This is a genomic window from Streptomyces sp. NPDC048370 (genome assembly GCF_043200825.1).
Lineage (GTDB): Bacteria > Actinomycetota > Actinomycetes > Streptomycetales > Streptomycetaceae > Streptomyces.
The window spans coordinates 97,918-111,541 of sequence record NZ_JBICYI010000006.1; the positions used below are offsets into that span (position 1 = coordinate 97,918).

At 70.9% G+C, this 13,624-nt stretch carries 16 protein-coding genes and 1 tRNA gene; 4 read left to right on the forward strand and 13 right to left on the reverse strand.

The window, feature by feature from the left end; genetic code table 11:
* Nucleotides 1-63: 63 nt before the first annotated feature.
* From cysS to ACGFYP_RS15485, 3 genes are all read left to right on the forward strand, one after another.
* Nucleotides 64-1,461 carry a cysteine--tRNA ligase gene (gene cysS, locus ACGFYP_RS15475; protein ID WP_393492639.1) on the forward strand — a complete coding sequence of 466 codons (1,398 nt, stop codon included), beginning with the start codon at nucleotides 64-66 and terminating at the stop codon, nucleotides 1,459-1,461.
* Between the two features lie 76 nt (nucleotides 1,462-1,537).
* Nucleotides 1,538-2,497, forward strand: a complete 960-nt coding sequence (gene rlmB, locus ACGFYP_RS15480; protein WP_393492642.1) for a 23S rRNA (guanosine(2251)-2'-O)-methyltransferase RlmB — start codon at nucleotides 1,538-1,540, stop codon at nucleotides 2,495-2,497.
* A 167-nt stretch (nucleotides 2,498-2,664) separates the two neighbouring features.
* On the forward strand, nucleotides 2,665-4,251 hold the full coding sequence (locus ACGFYP_RS15485) for a DoxX family membrane protein (RefSeq protein WP_393492646.1): 1,587 nt from the start codon (nucleotides 2,665-2,667) through the stop codon (nucleotides 4,249-4,251).
* Nucleotides 4,252-4,347: 96 nt separating this feature from the next.
* Here ACGFYP_RS15485 and ACGFYP_RS15490 read toward each other — a convergent pair whose 3' ends face one another.
* The 3 genes from ACGFYP_RS15490 to ACGFYP_RS15500 all read right to left on the reverse strand — a co-directional run bounded on the left by ACGFYP_RS15490 (nucleotide 4,348) and on the right by ACGFYP_RS15500 (nucleotide 6,872).
* Nucleotides 4,348-5,067, reverse strand: a complete 720-nt coding sequence (locus ACGFYP_RS15490) for an NDP-sugar synthase (RefSeq protein ID WP_393492649.1) — start codon at nucleotides 5,065-5,067, stop codon at nucleotides 4,348-4,350.
* Nucleotides 5,068-5,159: 92 nt separating this feature from the next.
* Nucleotides 5,160-5,573, reverse strand: a complete 414-nt coding sequence (locus ACGFYP_RS15495; protein ID WP_361960449.1) for a hypothetical protein — start codon at nucleotides 5,571-5,573, stop codon at nucleotides 5,160-5,162.
* Nucleotides 5,574-5,774: 201 nt separating this feature from the next.
* Nucleotides 5,775-6,872 carry a sn-glycerol-3-phosphate ABC transporter ATP-binding protein UgpC gene (locus ACGFYP_RS15500; protein ID WP_361960451.1) on the reverse strand — a complete coding sequence of 366 codons (1,098 nt, stop codon included), beginning with the start codon at nucleotides 6,870-6,872 and terminating at the stop codon, nucleotides 5,775-5,777.
* Between the two features lie 182 nt (nucleotides 6,873-7,054).
* Here ACGFYP_RS15500 and ACGFYP_RS15505 point away from each other — a divergent pair.
* Nucleotides 7,055-7,131: transfer RNA gene (locus ACGFYP_RS15505), tRNA-Thr, on the forward strand.
* Nucleotides 7,132-7,207: 76 nt separating this feature from the next.
* On the opposite strand, the gene ACGFYP_RS15510 is transcribed toward ACGFYP_RS15505, so the two are convergent.
* The 10 genes from ACGFYP_RS15510 to ACGFYP_RS15555 form a co-directional block, all read right to left on the reverse strand.
* Nucleotides 7,208-8,368, reverse strand: a complete 1,161-nt coding sequence (locus tag ACGFYP_RS15510; RefSeq protein WP_393492656.1) for a tyrosine-type recombinase/integrase — start codon at nucleotides 8,366-8,368, stop codon at nucleotides 7,208-7,210.
* Nucleotides 8,368-8,556 carry a helix-turn-helix domain-containing protein gene (locus tag ACGFYP_RS15515; protein WP_393492659.1) on the reverse strand — a complete coding sequence of 63 codons (189 nt, stop codon included), beginning with the start codon at nucleotides 8,554-8,556 and terminating at the stop codon, nucleotides 8,368-8,370. The genes ACGFYP_RS15510 and ACGFYP_RS15515 overlap by 1 nt, the downstream gene beginning before the upstream one ends.
* The gene (repSA, locus tag ACGFYP_RS15520) at nucleotides 8,553-9,956 is read right to left on the reverse strand and encodes a replication initiator protein RepSA (protein ID WP_393492662.1); all 1,404 of its coding nucleotides are present in this window, start codon (nucleotides 9,954-9,956) and stop codon (nucleotides 8,553-8,555) included. Before repSA ends, ACGFYP_RS15515 begins: the two co-directional genes overlap by 4 nt.
* A gap of 5 nt (nucleotides 9,957-9,961) precedes the next feature.
* Nucleotides 9,962-10,141 (reverse strand): hypothetical protein, encoded by a 180-nt coding sequence (locus tag ACGFYP_RS15525; protein ID WP_393492665.1) that lies wholly within the window; start codon nucleotides 10,139-10,141, stop codon nucleotides 9,962-9,964.
* Between the two features lie 92 nt (nucleotides 10,142-10,233).
* A complete protein-coding gene (locus tag ACGFYP_RS15530; protein WP_393492668.1) occupies nucleotides 10,234-10,779 on the reverse strand; it encodes a GGDEF domain-containing protein in 546 nt (181 codons plus the stop codon).
* Nucleotides 10,780-10,783: 4 nt separating this feature from the next.
* Nucleotides 10,784-11,113: a SpdD-like protein gene (locus ACGFYP_RS15535; RefSeq protein ID WP_393492671.1), complete on the reverse strand. Its 330-nt coding sequence runs from the start codon at nucleotides 11,111-11,113 to the stop codon at nucleotides 10,784-10,786.
* A gap of 11 nt (nucleotides 11,114-11,124) precedes the next feature.
* Complete coding sequence (locus ACGFYP_RS15540) at nucleotides 11,125-11,283, reverse strand: hypothetical protein (protein WP_393492674.1); 159 nt, start codon at nucleotides 11,281-11,283, stop codon at nucleotides 11,125-11,127.
* An 18-nt stretch (nucleotides 11,284-11,301) separates the two neighbouring features.
* Entirely contained in the window at nucleotides 11,302-11,490 is a 189-nt protein-coding gene (locus ACGFYP_RS15545) for a mobile element transfer protein (protein ID WP_393492677.1), read from the reverse strand.
* A gap of 17 nt (nucleotides 11,491-11,507) precedes the next feature.
* On the reverse strand, nucleotides 11,508-12,200 hold the full coding sequence (locus ACGFYP_RS15550; protein WP_393492680.1) for a DUF2637 domain-containing protein: 693 nt from the start codon (nucleotides 12,198-12,200) through the stop codon (nucleotides 11,508-11,510).
* 75 nt (nucleotides 12,201-12,275) lie between these two features.
* Nucleotides 12,276-13,622 carry an FtsK/SpoIIIE domain-containing protein gene (locus tag ACGFYP_RS15555; RefSeq protein WP_393492683.1) on the reverse strand — a complete coding sequence of 449 codons (1,347 nt, stop codon included), beginning with the start codon at nucleotides 13,620-13,622 and terminating at the stop codon, nucleotides 12,276-12,278.
* Nucleotides 13,623-13,624 lie beyond the last annotated feature (2 nt).

The window sequence follows — 13,624 nt, forward strand, 5'->3', positions numbered from 1 at the left end:
ATCCCGCCCCCGCGACCCGCATTCGGTCGCGGGGCACTACCACACGCCCACTACCCTGGAGTGGTGACTATTCGCCTGTACGACACCAGCGCCCGGCAGATCCGTGACTTCTCCCCGCTCACACCGGGCCACGTCTCGATCTACCTCTGTGGCGCCACTGTCCAGGCCGCCCCGCACATCGGGCACATCCGGTCGGGGCTGAACTTCGACATCATGCGCCGCTGGTTCGAGTACCGCGGCTACGACGTCACGTTCGTCCGCAACGTCACCGACATCGACGACAAGATCATCGCCAAGGCCGCCGACCAGGGCCGCCCCTGGTGGTCCATCGGCTACGAGAACGAGCGAGCCTTCAACTCCGGCTACGACGCGCTCGGTTGCCTGCCGCCCACCTACGAGCCCCGCGCCACCGGCCATGTCACCGAGATGGTCGAGATGATGCGCGGACTCATCGAGCGCGGGCACGCCTACGAGGCGGACGGCAGCGTCTACTTCGACGTCCGCTCGTTCCCCGGCTACCTCTCGCTCTCCAACCAGGACATCGACGACCTGCGCCAACCCGACGAGGGCGTCTCCGGCAAGCGCGACCCGCGGGACTTCGCGATGTGGAAGTCGACCAAGCCCGGCGAGCCCGACTGGGAGACGCCGTGGGGCCGCGGCCGGCCCGGCTGGCACCTGGAATGCTCGGCGATGGCCCACAAGTACCTGGGCTCCGCCTTCGACATCCACGGCGGCGGCCTCGACCTGATCTTCCCGCACCACGAGAACGAGATCGCCCAGGCCAAGGCGTACGGCGACGACTTCGCCTCGTACTGGGTGCACAACGCCTGGGTCACCATGAGCGGCGAGAAGATGTCGAAGTCGCTCGGCAACTCGGTGCTCGTCTCCGAGATGGTGAAGAACTGGCGCCCCATCGTCCTGCGCTACTACCTGGGCACCCCGCACTACCGCTCGATGATCGAGTACAGCGAGGAGTCCCTGCGCGAGGCCGAGTCCGCGTTCGCGCGCATCGAGGGCTTCGTCCAGCGCGTCACCGAGAAGGCGGGCAAGACCGTGCCGCCCGCCCCCGAGGTGCCGCCCGCGTTCGCCGAGGCGATGGACGACGACCTGGGTGTCCCGCAGGCGCTCGCGATCATCCACACCACCGTCCGCCAGGGCAACAGCGCGCTCGCCGCCGACGACAAGGACGAGGCGATCGCCCGCCTGGCCGAGGTCCGGGCCATGCTCGGCGTCCTCGGCCTCGACCCCCTCGACCCGCACTGGGCCGAGGAGACCGACCGGGGCGAGGAGCTGCACGGCGTCGTCGACACGCTCGTACGCATGGTGCTCCACCAGCGCGAGTCGGCCCGTGAACGCAAGGACTGGGCCACCGCGGACGCGATCCGCGACCAGCTCGCCCAGTCCGGCCTCGCCATCGAGGACAGCCCCGACGGCCCCCGCTGGACGCTGGGCAACCGCTGATGACGTGCCGCTCGGGGAGCCGGGCGGCACACTTCACTTACAGACCTATGTACGCAACACCGAGGATTAGGTAGTCATGGCCGGGAACAGCCAGCGCAGGAACCGCCGCACGTCCAACAAGAAGGGCGCGACGGTCGGCAGCGGTGGCCAGCGGCGCAAGGGCCTCGAAGGCAAGGGCCCCACGCCGAAGGCCGAGGACCGCAAGGGTCACAAGGCGTTCCGCGTCTCCAACGCCATCGCCCGACAGGCCGCCAAGCGCCGCCCCGCGCCCCGTCGCGGCGGCCCCAAGGGCACCTCGGAGATGGTCGTCGGCCGTAACCCGGTCTTCGAGGCGCTGCGCGACGGCGTGCCCGCGACCACGCTCTACGTCCAGCAGTTCATCGACAACGACGAGCGCGTCCGCGACGTGCTGAAGCTCGCCGGCGAACGGGGCAACATCCACCTGATGGAGGCCCCGCGCCAGGAGCTCGACCGGATGACGAACGGCCTGAACCACCAGGGCCTCGTCCTCCAGGTCCCGCCGTACGAGTACGCGCACCCCGAGGACCTCACGGCGGCCGCCTACGACGCCCACGAGGACCCGCTGATCGTCGCCCTCGACGGCGTGACCGACCCCCGCAACCTCGGCGCGATCGTCCGCTCCGTCTCCGCCTTCGGCGGTCACGGCGTGGTCGTCCCCGAGCGCCGCGCGGCCGGGATGACCGCGGGCGCCTGGAAGTCCTCGGCCGGCACCGCCGCCCGTACGCCGGTCTCCCGCGTCACCAACCTGACCCGGGCGCTGGAGGGCTTCCAGAAGGAGGGCCTCACGGTCGTCGGCCTCGCCGCCGACGGCGAGCACACGGTCGAGGACCTGGAGGCGCTCGACGGCCCGGTCGTCATCGTCATCGGCAGCGAGGGCAAGGGCCTGGGCCGCCTCGTCGGCGAGACCTGCGACTACCGCGTCCGCATCTCGATGCCCGGTGGCGCCGAGTCGCTGAACGCCGGTGTCGCCGCGGGCATCGTCCTCTACGAGGTCGCCCGCCGCCGCTCGAACTGACCTCGACACACGTCGTACCGGACGGGCCCACCTCCCTGAGCTGGGCCCTTTCGCGTACCCCGGCACCGCCTCCCGTACCCCCTCCGGCACCGGCGGCGCGATCTTGACGGGTCTCGGACATTCGGTGCCTGTCAAGGCAGTGTCCTAAGCCCGCGTCACTCGGTTAGATGAGTGTGGACACCAGAACGCCCCGGCCGGGGTTCGACGATCAGCCCGCGCTGAGCATGCTCAAAGTGGATTCCGATCCCGCGCAGGTCATCGTGAACCACGCCAGCTTCCGTGTGCGGCTCGCGCCGGCCCAGCAGCCGAAGTTCGCCGCCGCCTCTCGCGGTCCGGCCCTCGCCGGAGCCGCAGCAGCAGCGGCGGGCGGGGCCGCCGGGCGCCGCCGCCCCGTCGTGTGGACCGGCAAGTCCGCCCCCGGAGCGACCGGGCTGCTCCAGGCCGTGCGGGAGTCCTCCGTCTCCACCCTGGAGCCCCCCGGGCACCACGACGGGGGCGCCACGCAGGCCATCCCGCGCATCGACGACACCATGCCGACCCCGGTCGTCACCGACGGCCCGGCGCCGCTGCTGCCCCCGATGCGGCGCGCCGAAGGCGCCTTCGACCAGCCGTACGACGGTCCGTACGGCTCCTCGTACGAGCTGTCGCGCGACGGGGCGGACGCGGCCTACGGGGACGGGGCGGACAGCGACGAGTACGGCGACCGCTCGGCGCACCGCCACGGCGCCGACCCCGTCCGGCACGCCTACTACCCCGGGCGCCGGATGAACCTCGGCGTCGTGCTCCTCCCGCTCCGCGTCTTCCTCGGCTTCATCTCCATCTACGCGGGCATGGGCAAGCTCTGCGACCCCGTCTACTTCGACGGCGGCGAGCGCGGCTCCATGGTCAAGTGGCTCAACTCCCTGAACCCCTGGGCCCTCGCCGAACCGCTGCGCGACTTCGCCCTCCAGCACCCGGTCGGCGCCGGACTGACCGTCGCCTTCCTCCAGGTCGTCGTCGGCGTCCTCACGGTCCTCGGCCTCTGGCAGCGGGTCGGCGCCGTCATCGGCGCGATGCTGTCGGCGGCCCTGCTCCTGACCGTCAGCTGGAAGACCGTCCCGGTCTACGACTCCGCCGACATCATCTTCCTCGCCGCCTGGTCCCCGCTGATCATCGCGGGCGCGCCCGTCTACTCCATCGACGGCCGCCTCGCGGGCGAGGCCTGGCGCACGCTCGGCCCGCGCTCGGAGCTGTGGGAGCTGCGCCGCCGGGTCCTGCGCCGGGGCGCGCTCGTCGCCTCGATCGTCGTCGGTCTCACGCTGCTCATCGGCTCGGTGCTCGGCGGGGCCGTGCGGTCGGCGGAGATGGTCACCGTGCCCGGTCCGAACGACGACCCGATCAACCACCTGCCCGGGCGGACCCTCCCGCAGGAGCCCGGCGAGCGCTCGCCGTCCCAGTCCGCCTCCACGCGCCCCAAGCCGTCGGCGACGCAGGGCGCGAGCGGGGAGAGCCCGAAGGACGAGACGGCCGAGCCGAGCGAGAGCGCCCGGGAGACCGGCAGGACGCAGGAGAGCCGTCCGACCGCGACGCAGGGCGCCGGCACCCGTACGCCGACCCAGTCGAGGCCGGCGGCCCCGCCGTCGACCAGCTCCGGCCCGACGAGCTCGGGCGGTTCGAGCGGCGGCAGCGGTGGCGGCACCGGCACGAGCGAGCCGACGAGCGGCTCGTCGTCGGGCGGCGGGAACAGGAACCCGATCGGCGGCCTGCTGGGCTGAGCGGGGAGTACGTACATCTGAGGGCGGCACCGCGGAAGAGGCGGTGCCGCCCTTCGGCGTGCGTTCGCGGCGTTCGCTCGATCGGCCCTGGGGCGGTCAGACGGCGCGCTGGGCGGCCAGCTCCTTGGCGGCCTCCGTGAGGTCCTTGGCGGTGTCGATGGCCCGCCAGTAGGCCCCCTGGGGCAGCGGGAAGCCCGCGAGGCTGCGCTCCCTGGCCAGCCGGGGGAAGGTGGTGCGCTCGTGGTCGCCCCGGTCGGGGAGGAGCTCGGTGAACGCGGCGGAGAAGACGTACACGCCCGCGTTGATGAGGTACGGCGACGGCGGCGACTCGATGAAGTCGGTGATGTGCCCGAAGGCGTCGGTCTCGACGGCGCCCCACGGGATGCGGGGGCGGGCGAGGGCGAGGGTGGCGGTGGCGTCGCGTTCGGCGTGGAAGGCGGCCATCTCACGCAGGGAGAAGCGGGTCCAGATGTCGCCGTTGGTGGCGTACCAGGGCTGTGCGGGCTCGGGCAGGTGCGCGGCGGCGTACTTGAGGCCGCCGCCGCGGCCGAGCGGCTCGGGTTCGACGACGGTCTTCACGCGCAGCGGAAGATCGGCGGAGGCGAGCCAGTCCTGGAGCACCTCGGCGAGATGGCCGCAGGAGACGACGGCGTCGGTCACGCCCTCGGCGGCGAGCCAGGACAGCTGATGGCCGATGATCGGGGTCCCGGTGCCGGGGATCTCGACCATCGGCTTGGGGCGGTCGTCGGTGTACGGGCGCAGGCGCGAGCCCTGGCCGCCCGCCAGGACCACGGCCTGCGTCGGGAAGGTATCCATACCGCGAACGATATGCGCACCTCGTGAGGCAGCCGTTCAGGGCGTTCAGGGCGTTCAGCGTCGCGGTCGCGATCGCCGGGTGGGCTCGCGGCTCAGCTCGCGTACATGACGCCGGTCGCGAACGAGGTGTCGCAGACCGGGCGCGAGTAGGACTGGGCGCGGGTGGGGCCGTAGTGGCGTACGGCAGCCTTGCCGAGGGCGCGGGCGATGGACATGCAGTGCTTGGCGAGCGAGGGGCTGTTCTCGATCTCGCGCTGGAGGTGCGTCAACGCGGTGCCGGGGTCCTTCTCCTGAAGCTCAGCGAGGAGGCGGTCGCGCAGAATATCCTGCGGGGCACGGGACTTGGCGGGGACGGAGACGTCCTCGGAGGATGCGGTGAGCATCTGGGTGTCGGAGCCCTTGCCGGCCCACGGGACGGCGGAGACCGCGAGCGTCCCGGAGAGCACCAGGACGACGGGCAGGACGAGGGCGAGAGAGCGGCCGATACGGCGGGCAGTGTGCGTCACGCAGGCGAGCGTAGCGGCCAGTGATGATATGGCGACATTTAGTCACTCTCGCGGGGGATGGTTCGAAGCGGCTTTTCGATTCCCGTGTTGACGAAGGTGTCTGAATTGGCTGTTGTGCCGGGGTATTTGTCGACATAGGCGAAGGGCCCCGCATCTGCAACAGATGCGGGGCCGTTCAGCGGTGGTGCTGGGGTTGCGGGCTCAGCCGGAGAGCCGCTCGCCGGTGGAGGTGGAGAAGACATGCAGCTCGTCGGGCCGAGGCACGACGTGCAGGGTGGAGCCCTTCTCCGGGACGGCGCGGCCGCCGACCCGGACCACCAGGTCCTTGTCCTCGCTGCCGACGCGGGCGGAGCCGTAGACGTAACCGTCGGCGCCGAGCTCCTCGACGACGTTCACGGAGACGGCCAGGCCCTCCTTGCTGGTGGCGCCCGAGACGTCGAAGTGCTCGGGGCGGATGCCGACCGTGACGGTCGTGTCGCCCTTGGCGGAGGCGGCGGAGAGCGCGTCACGGGAGACCGGGACGACGCTGTTGCCGAACTTCACGCCGCCGTCGGTGATCGGGACCTCGATCAGGTTCATGGCGGGGGAGCCGATGAAGCCGGCGACGAAGAGATTCGCGGGACGGTCGTACATGTTGCGCGGCGAGTCGACCTGCTGGAGCAGCCCGTCCTTGAGGACGGCGACGCGGTCGCCCATGGTGAGGGCCTCGACCTGGTCGTGGGTGACGTACACGGTGGTGATGCCGAGCCGACGCTGCAGGCTGGCGATCTGCGTACGGGTGGACACGCGGAGCTTGGCGTCGAGGTTCGACAGCGGCTCGTCCATGAGGAAGACCTGCGGCTCACGCACGATCGCGCGCCCCATGGCGACACGCTGGCGCTGACCGCCGGAGAGCGCCTTCGGCTTGCGGTCCAGGTACGGGGTGAGGTCGAGGATCTTCGCGGCCTCTTCGACCTTGGCGCGGATCTCGCTCTTGTTGACGCCGGCGATCTTGAGGGCGAAGCCCATGTTGTCGGCGACGGTCATGTGCGGGTACAGCGCGTAGTTCTGGAACACCATGGCGATGTCCCGGTCCTTCGGCGGCAGGTGCGTGACGTCGCGGTCACCGATGCGGATGGAGCCGCCGTTGACGTCCTCCAGACCGGCGAGCATGCGCAGGGAGGTCGACTTGCCACAGCCGGAGGGCCCGACGAGGACGAGGAACTCGCCGTCCTCGATCTCGATCTCGAGCTGGTCGACGGCGGGCTTGTCGGAACCCGGGTAGAGCCGGGTCGCCTTGTCGAACGTGACAGAAGCCATGATGGCGTGTCCCTTCACCGGCAGGAACGTGCCGGACGATCCGAGTAAAGGAAGGATTGAGGTCTAGTCCACCTAAGTGAACCGAAGGCGACGCTACCGGGCGGGACGGCATCTGTCAGCCCTCCAGGACCGCCGATATTCCCGACCGGCGCGGGCCGCTCGTTGGTTACACTGCACTCGCTGCCTCCTTAGCTCAGCTGGCCAGAGCACCGCTCTTGTAAAGCGGGGGTCGTCGGTTCGAACCCGACAGGGGGCTCCAGGTAGGAACGTCGAAGACCCCCAACCGATCATGGTTGGGGGTCTTTGACATCTACGGGTGACATCAACGGTGGCGGTCAGGGGTGGTCGGGCCTGGGCTGCTTTCGCTTGAGCAGCCGGTCCATGTGACTGATCGCCTCGCGCTGGGTGTCCTGGACGACGTGGGTGTAGACGTCCATGGTCAGGCTGATTTGGCTGTGGCCGAGGATCTCCATGACGACGCGGGGCGCGACGCCGGCGGCGGTGAGGAGCGTCGCGCAGCCGTGCCGGGCGTCGTGGAGGCGGATGAGCCGGAGGCCGGCCGCCTCGCTGACGCGGACGAACGAGCGGTGGATGTTGCGGGGCTCGACGGGACGACCGGTTCGGGTGGCGAAGACGTAGCCCATGGGCGACCACTCCGTACCGGCCGCTTCGTACGTCGCCTTCTGCCGCATCCGATGCCAGCGCAGGGGGGCCAGGCACATGGCGGGGAGCGGGATCGCGCGGGAGCGACGGCCCTTGGTCTCGTCGTTGTAGAGCACTCCGCGGCGGCGCTGAACCTGCTGGCGGACCAGGAGGACACGGTTCTCCAGGTCGATGTCGTTCCAGCGCAGTCCGACGATCTCGCCCCGGCGGAGCCCCATCGCGATGGCGAGTACGAAGGCGGCGTACAGCGGGTCCCGGCGGGCGGCGGCGAGGAAGTCGAGCGTCTCTTCCAGGGACCAGGGGCTCAGTTCTCGCGCTTTCGGGCGTGGCGGCTCAACAAGGGTGGCCACGTTGCGAGTGATCAGCTCCTCCCGGCAGGCGGCGGAGAGCGCCGTACGCAGCACGCGGTGGGACTCCTTGGCGGTGGCCGCAGTGGTCTTCTTCTCTAGCTGGAGCAGGAAGCGCCGGACGTCGGGGACGCTCAGCGACTCCAACCGCTTCGTGCCGAGCATGGGGGAGAGGTAGAGGCGGACGTGGGCCTCGTACTTGTCGTACGTGCTGAGCTTGCGGCGCGGCTCGACGACGCTCTCCAGCCAGTACGCCAGCCACTCGGCGAGCTTCGCCGAACGGGTGGGCACGGGGGTGCCGCTCGCGACCTTGTCGAGGAGCGCGCGGCGCTTGGCGTCGCACTCGGCCCAGGTCTTGCCGTACGCGAACTTCCGGGCGCGGGTGCCGTCGGGCTGGAGGACGTAGACGGCGGCCTGGAAACGGCCGTCCTTGCGCTGCGTGATGGTGCCGGCGCCGTTGGGGTTGCGCTTGCGCTGGGTTGGCATCAGGCGGCCTCCTCAAGCTGGTTGTCGATGAAGTCCCGGATGGCGTCGGCTGGGACGCGGCGCGACCGGCCGATCGTGATGGAGACCAGGCGGCGCGACCGGATCAGGTCGTAGACCGTGGAACGTCCGAGCTTGAGCCGCTCCATGACCTCGGGCACGGTCAGCAGTTCAGCGGTGACGGTGGTCATGCCAGTTCCCCTTCCAGTTCGGACAGTTCGGCGCGGAGTTCGCGGGCCTGTTCGCGGTTGTGCTGGATGTCGCGGCGGATGTTGGCGGCGAGCCAGGACTCGCCTGGGGTGGAGCCGTGTCCGGCGTAGCTCCAGTGGGCGACCACGAGGACGGTGGACTCCGGGTGTTCGTCGGGGTCCGGCAGGCCGAGGGCTGTGCGCTGTTGGGCGGCGCGGTAGTCGGCGCGGACCTGGCGTAAGGCGCCGAGGGTGGTGGAGTAGCGGCGGGACTTGGTGGAGAAGTGGCCGCGGAAGCCGAGCATGTGGGCCCAGGCCCGCAGGCGCCGGTCTGGGTAGGCCGGATCGAGGTCCATGCAGGCTTCCATGAGGCGCCGGGGGTGGTCCGGGACGTCGAGGAGGATCAGGGTTTCCTTGTTGCCCACCCGGTGGTCGACGGACCCAGTGGATTCGGCGGCTTTGGTGGCGTACTTGGCGACGTAGGCGGCTACGGCCTGTTCGGTGAGGTCTTCGCCCTGGCCGAAGGCGCCGATGGGCTGAACGTCGAGCTGACTCCCCCACGTGAGCTTCACGTCCTGGTCGACGCCGTACTCAGGCGCGGCGGGCACGGTGACCTGGGCACGGGCGGCGGCGGCCCGGATTGCGTCGGTCAGGAGGTCGAGGGTGGCCCAGGCCGGGGGCGGGGTGTTCGGGCCATCCGATCCGTCGAAGCGGATGACGGCGTGGAAGTGGACGGCTCCGCGCTTCTGGTACTCGGCGACCTTGCCGAAGGAGACTCGGGATTGCTCACGGGCGGCCTTCTGCGTGAGGCCGGCGCGGGCGGCGATCTCGCGGCGGAGGTAGATCGTGAAGTACCGCCACAGCTCGGAGGCGTGGTTGTTCCACAGCACCGCACCGGCGTAGTCGTACGTCTCGGGGTCGAGCGGGGTGCCGAGTTCGGGCGCGTCCTCCTGGTGCCGGGTGCCGCAGCGGCAGGGCCGGGTGTCGGGGCGGTTGTGGACCGGTCCGAAGGACGGGGCGGTGAGGGTGGCGAAGACGCGGGGGTGGTCGCGGATCGTTTCGGGGGTGCCCTTGTCGGGGTTGCCGACGAGGCCGGCGCGGATGAGGTGGTAGGTGTCCCCGGCGTAGGTCCAGGCGCAGGCGGGGCAGCGGGAGGCCCGGCGGTTGCCGCACGCGACCCGCAGGACGCCGCCGGGTTCGGCGTCGGTGTTGTAGGCGTGGAGGACCGTCTTAGTGCTCGGGTCGAGGAGTTTGCTGCCGCCGGTCAGGCGGATGGGTGCGGTGCAGCCTCCGGTGCGGCGGAGTTGGTCGGTGAGGCGGTCGAAGCCGGGGGACCCGGCCAGCCGGAGCAGGTCGCTCAGGGTGGCCGGGTCCAGGCCCGCCTGGGTGGCGGTGTCGGTCAAGGCGGTCACTTCCCGGCGCGGACGAGGACGGCCGGGGCGGTGCGGGTGCCGGCGCCCTTGCACACGGGGCAGGTAGCCGGGAGTGTGCGGCGGCTTCCGTCCTGGGTGGTGCCGGTGGTGATGTGGACGACGGGGAAGCCGTCGCAGTGGGAGCAGACGCGCGGGGTCGGGGCCTGGGGCATCATGGGCTGTCCCTTTCGGGTCCGTTGGATCTGAAGTGGGATTGAGGCGCCCGGGGCGGCGGAAGTTTGGCGACCGAGGCCGCTCCGGGGACCGCTCAGTGTGTGTTGCGCCTGCCGTGGCCCTTGGCCGCGTACATCGCCGCGTCGGCGGCGGACAGGGCGTCGGTGAGGGTCGGGACCGGCAGCTGGTCGGTAGAGCAGTGGCCGACCGAGGCCGAGACCCGCAGGACGTGGCCGTTGTGTGTGACCGGCTGATCCAGTGCGGACCAGAGTTCGAAGAGGTTGGCGGCGCCGAGATCGGTGGTGATGGCCGCGAACTCGTCTCCGCCGAGGCGGGCGGCGATGCCGTGGTGTCCGCACCAGTTGCCCAGCCGTTGGGCCGTGGCGGTGAGGACCGCGTCTCCGGCGGCGTGGCCGTGGGTGTCGTTGATGGCCTTGAAGTCGTCCAGGTCAACCAGGAGCACGAGCGCACCCGGGTGCTTGGCGATGAGACGTTCTGCGCGGGCGGTCCATCCGACGCGGGTGTGCAGGCCGGTCAGAGGGTCGCGGCGGGCGGTGGCCAGGCGGCGCCAGAGCAGTCCGCCGTGCAGGGCCCAACCGAAGGCCGGTAAGCCCGCGGCGGCGATCGTGTAGGTGTCCATGAGGTCACCGGCCCTTCTGCATGTCGCGGACCAGCAGCCGCAGCACGACCGCGATCAGGGCGACGGAGACGCCGGTGATGGCGACCGCCAGGAGCATCGAGACCAGGACGGCGCCGACGACCAGGACCACCGCGCCACCGCCGGCGGCGAGGGCGATCGCGCTGCCCGGGGTGATCTGGACCGTGGAGCGGGGTGTGGCGACCGGCACCGGGGCGGGGGCGTGGTCATGGTGGCAGGCCGTCGACTCGACGGCGGTCGCGGGGGCGGTGGGCTGGAGGAGTGGAGTGGTGATGCCGGTCGGGAGCGGGTTGACCGGGACTCGCGGTCGGAGCATGACGCTTCTCCCTACTGGTTGATGGTGCTGTCGATGGCCGGGGCGAGGAGGCTGTCGGCGAGGAGGTAGCCGCCGAGGAGGATCACGGCGACGAGCCACCAGGGCGGGCGGATGAGCTTGATGCCGAGGGCGCCGACGACCATCAGGGCGAGCCAGAGCGGAACGTCCATGCCACAGGTCTCCTTTGGTCAGCGCGGGTTGCAGCGGTGCGTGCGGGCAGCGAGTTCGGCGGCGGCGCGGGTGTTGTAGTCGGCCGAGAAGTCACAGCCGGGGGCGGTGCACACGGCGGTGTGCTTGGTGCGGCCGCGGCCGTCGTTGTGGGTGCCGACCTGCACCGGTCCGAAGCGGGCGACGTTGTAGAAGCGGTTCGGGCGCACGGGTCTCTCCTTTCGGGTCAGGCGAGTTGGAGGGCGATCGAGTCCGCCAGTGCGGAAGGGACTCCGAGACGGCTGCGCAGGGTCTCGGCATCGATCGGGGCGCCGGTCTGGGCATGGTGGGCGTCCGCGATCTTCCGGGCGTGGTCGAGCAGCGCAGGCGGAACCGGCACGGCTGGGGCCGTGGGAGCGGGCTCCGCCGGAGCCTCTTCCTGTGCGGGAACCGACCTTGATTCGGCCGGGTCCGGAATAGCCGGCGGGAGTTCGGGCGCCGGTTCCGGGGGCCGCTCCACGGTGAGATCCGCCGCCGGGGCCTTCACCGGCTCGTGCTCGTGGGCCGGTTCAGGGGCGTGGGTGTGTGCGTGGGCGAGGAGTGTGCCGCCGAGGAACGCGAGGGCAGGCCATCCGGCGACGAGGATTCGCAGCCAGGGTGGGACGTCGTTCATGTCGAGCATTCCGGCGGTGGCGACGTTGGCGCCGAGCGATGCGACGAGGGCGATGGCGAACCAGAGCCAGGCGTCACGGCTGCCCCCGTCGGCTCGCATCCGGCGCCAGGCGGCGACCAGCAGTAGGTCGACACTGACCGGGTATGCCCAGGCCTTCCAGCCGTCTTGTCCGGCCGCCTGAGCGAGGTCGTGCAGATGGGAGAAGGACAGGGCCCCGGCGATGACGGCCTGGATGAGCACGGCGTCGAAGCGGAGGGTGCGGGACACGGTTCACCTCCTTTCGGGCATGGGCGGGGTAGGGACCTGGCGTGAGACGGTCACGCCAACCAACGGGGAGAAAGGTCAGTCCGTCGCCGGGATCGGCTTGAACAGAGGCATCGGCGGAACGGGCTTGCCCGCGATGAGCTGCACCGGCCGAAAGGCGGCCAGGCGGGGAAAGGCCGGAGTCAGGTGCGCGAACTGGGCGCACGTGGCGGCCGCGTCGGCCGCGCTGAGCTCGGGCGTGCGGATGCGGGACCAGCCACCGGAGGAGTCACCAGCCACCGCAACACCCGGGCGGTCGGGCGGGATCGTCGTCACCGCGACCACGGCGTCCGGGGCGATGTCGCCCAGGCCCATGTCTGCGGTCTGCTTGTCGTTGACCCGATGAACCACGCGGCCGGTGAGCTGAGCGCGCAGCGTGGTGGCGCCCTTGCCGAGGTCGGATCCGAACCGCTGGCCACACACTTCCAGGAAGATGCCGGCCGCGCGGGCGAGCTGGGCCAGGCGGATCGTCTGCGTGACCATCCGGTCCCGGCGCTCTTCGTCCTTCTTCCCCGTGATGAGGAACAGCTCCGCGACCTCGTCCACCAGGACCACGACCGGCACCGGCCGAACATCCTCCGGCAAGGCCCAGACATCGGCGACACCGTGCTCGCTGAGCAGGTCGAAGCGGGCTTCCATCTCCTCCACCAGGGCATCGAGGAGCCCGGACGCTTCTTCGGGGGTGATGGCGAGGGCCGACAAGCGGGGCGCGTATCCGCGCTGCTCGACGCCGCGCTTGCAGTCGATCCCGACCAAAGCGACCGGGAGCCGGGCGAGCCCGGCGATCAGGTTGCGCTGGTACATCGACTTGCCCGACTGGTTGGCGCCCAGCGTCAGTGCGTGCGGGACCTTCAGGTAGTCCCGTACGAACGCCGTCCCGTCCTCGCGCAGAGCCACGGGAACGGTCATGGGGCCCGACGGGACGCGGCGCGGCATCTTCACCTGGCGCAGAACGTCGTAACCGGTCATCCTCAGCTCGACGAACCCCGGCTTCGTCTCCACTACGTTGACGGAGTGGACGCCCCAGGCGTGCCGCAGCCGTTCAGCAGCCGCCATCACATCAGCGGGTTCCAGGCCGGCCGGAAGGCGGAGCGTGACCCGCATCCCGGTCGCAGAACCCCGCACCCGGCGGATCTTCGGCGGCACGGGCTGGACATCCCCGCGGCGAGCGACGGTGCGAACCATGAACGCCCGCAGGCGGGACGGCTGAACCGTCAGCCCACACACGTCCATCGTGGACCGGTACGTCATCGCGAACCGCACCCGCGTGACCGGCAGACCCACCAGCGACCAGAACACCCGAGGCGCCCGGACCTTCGCGTAGCCGAGTCCACCGGCGCCCGCGAGCGGGAGGCCGACCTCCCATAACGTCGACAGGTCGGTCATGA